General features: G+C 60.5%; 1 protein-coding gene. It reads right to left on the bottom strand.

The window, feature by feature from the left end; all coding sequences use genetic code 11:
• A partial coding sequence (locus tag M9Q49_RS35285) for a hypothetical protein (RefSeq protein ID WP_254514062.1) occupies positions 1 to 357 on the bottom strand: 357 nt, incomplete at both ends.

Here is a 357-nt window from a genome sequence, read left to right on the forward strand (position 1 = left end):
CTCCATCGGGAACGTGACGTTCGAGTGCGTCACATAATCGTTCGCATCGCCGGCGTACGTCAGCGTTTTGCCGTTCATCGGGAAGTCGACGAACGTCGTGTTCAAGCGCACGCGCACGCCGTTCGGCTGCGTCGGCGACGGGTTCAGCGAGAAAATGATCGTGTCGGGCCCGCTCGAACCACGCACCAGCGTGTCGCCGAGTTGCAGGTTCAGCAGCTGATGATTGGTGATGAAGTTGAGGTCTTCGATCTGCGTGTAATTCAGCGGTTGCAAGCCGGGGCTCGCGATCACGCCCGACAAGGTTGCGAGGACGAACGACGAACCGAGCGGCACGCCGCTGAGATCGAGATTGAGCAC

The sequence above is a fragment of the Anatilimnocola floriformis genome (assembly GCF_024256385.1).
GTDB lineage: Bacteria > Planctomycetota > Planctomycetia > Pirellulales > Pirellulaceae > Anatilimnocola > Anatilimnocola floriformis.